1 protein-coding gene is annotated in these 2,181 nt (G+C 51.5%); it reads right to left on the bottom strand.

The features are described from left to right. Positions 1-367: 367 nt before the first annotated feature. Positions 368-1,918, bottom strand: a complete 1,551-nt coding sequence (locus THS27_RS26085; RefSeq protein ID WP_085595918.1) for a Fic family protein — start codon at positions 1,916-1,918, stop codon at positions 368-370. Positions 1,919-2,181: the final 263 nt, after the last annotated feature.

Genomic DNA, 2,181 nt, shown 5'->3' with positions numbered 1-2,181 from the left:
AGAACCGGCAGGGATTATGGGTGGCATATTCTGTTCGGCGGCCATTGCCGCACTGCTGGTCATGAGCGAGGTCAGGATCGTCGGCAAAGATTTCATCATTATTCTCTTTATTTCTTAATTGCAGAACGGGCAGGTCGTCCGCTGACCTATGCTAGGTGCTCAGCACAGTCGTCGAGAGTATTTCCGGTTAATGCGCATTTGTTGACCCTATCAAATGCGCATTAGCAGGTGGATTTTTGGCCCAGGTCCTATTAACCGATGAGAACTCATTCTTCAGCACACTCAGGAGCATCACCGTAGCAATGTTACAGCCCACTTCTTGACGACATCATTGCAAAGCTCGTCTATCGGATCAAATGAGTTGCAGTTATCCGAAGCTCGATCCAAAGGTGTCGTTATAGATCGCTTCGATCCGCACCACTTCCTCTGCCTTCAACGCAGCAAATTCCCTTTCTTTTGCCCGGTTCGAAAGCTTTCCGTCATTCTGCCTCAAGAATCTAAAAAGCAAATCGACAGTACGTTCAGGCATCTCGATCATGTTTTCGATGTGGCGGCGGAATTCGTCGTAGCGGCGTAGGAAGTCGGTTTCGTTTGGCAGGTCGTGTTCGATCGTGCGCTTGACGCAAGCATAAAGAAATTCGGCGTGCGGTGTAGCGTCGAAGAAGCGGTAAAAATCTCCCGTATCGTTCGAAACCCGAACATTGAACTTTTCGGTTGTCTCCCAACGGATGTGGGGTAGCAGGCGCTGTGAATATGATTCCAACGTATCACGGTACTGGTTGATCTGGTTGAGGATCGCAGCGGAGACCGGGAAGACGACAGCGGGAGGATTATAGCCCCGCTCGGACAGCACATGATGCATGAGATAGCGGTGTAGACGTCCATTTCCATCCTCAAAGGGGTGAACATAGACAAAGCCGAAGGCAAGGATCGCAGCGGCGATGACGGCGTCCATATGCTGTGCAGGACCTTGGTCGAAAGCGATCATGCCCGATAGCAGTGATTGCAGGTCTTCCGGGCGAGCGCTAATATGATCAGGGAGAGGAAGGCGCGTGTCGCGATCATGTTCGCCGATAAAGCCCCCCTCATCGCGAAAACCGAGCCGGATGAAGCGGGCGTTACCGATGACGATACGCTGCAATCGCAACAATTCGTCCTCGTCCAGCGGTTGCTTTCCGGCTTCACCAATGGCGCGGCCCCAGCGTTGGATGCGATCTGTTGGCGGGCTTTCCCCTTCGATTGCATAGCTGGATTTGGAATCCTTGAGCAGCAGGAATGCTGCCGTGCGGGCGAGGACGTCGCGCGGCACATCGGCGATAACGTCTCTCGCCTGTTGTGGCAAGTCTTCGGCGACGAATTGATCAAGCTTCTCTGTCTGGAAAACGAGTGGGCAAAATTCCGGCGTACCTGGCAGGTTGTTACGTAATCGGTAACGCGAGGCAGTTTCGCCCTCAACGCCCCATTGCAGATCAGGATCGAGCACGGGTACATATCTGCCGGTTTGAGCATCGGGTAAATTCAGGCGTTCACCCGATAACCATTCATAAAGGAACCAAACACGTCTTGCGTAAGTACCAGTCGGCTTGTTCTTTACGATCGCTTCTATCGGGGCTGGCCCGGTCGCAAGGAAAAGACGCTTCAAGACGGCAAGATCAAGACCCTCATATTTGAGGGCGAAGGTTAGGTGGCCTTCCAGGCTAATATTGGGCGCATGGCGAGGCGTCATAATCTTCCAGCCGTCTCGCTCCAATATACGGTGATGTGCACCAATGGCGCTCAGCGTTCGCGGTAAAGGGGCATCCACCCCATACGCGGCGATCAGCGCAGAGTAGCCTGCGGGCGTTGCGGTTTCAGGAAGGCGTCTTTCCTGAAAAACGGTCACGGGTCCTAAAAATTGATTCTGCGCAGTCGATGCCATGAAAAATGTACCTGCTCATGGTTATGCAAATCCAGGCAGTAAATTCCCTGAATTTTGATTCTAGTTCATGAAAAATGATCTTCAAAGAGAAATATCGTGAATTATGATGCAATTTCAGGTGATATTCTATATTTCGATCCTTGGTGAGACGCATACTGTTGTTACAAAGTTGGTCTAAGGCACAATTTTCCGTTGACCACCTTCGTCCGGATCAAGGCAAGTGAAGAGTTTCGAAGAGCCAAAAGTTCAGACGTGCGATTTCT

Origin of the sequence: Thalassospira sp. MCCC 1A01428 (genome assembly GCF_002115825.1) — a bacterium.
GTDB lineage: Bacteria > Pseudomonadota > Alphaproteobacteria > Rhodospirillales > Thalassospiraceae > Thalassospira.
Note: the sequence above shows the minus strand (reverse complement) of the source record. Positions and strands in the feature narration are given on the sequence as shown.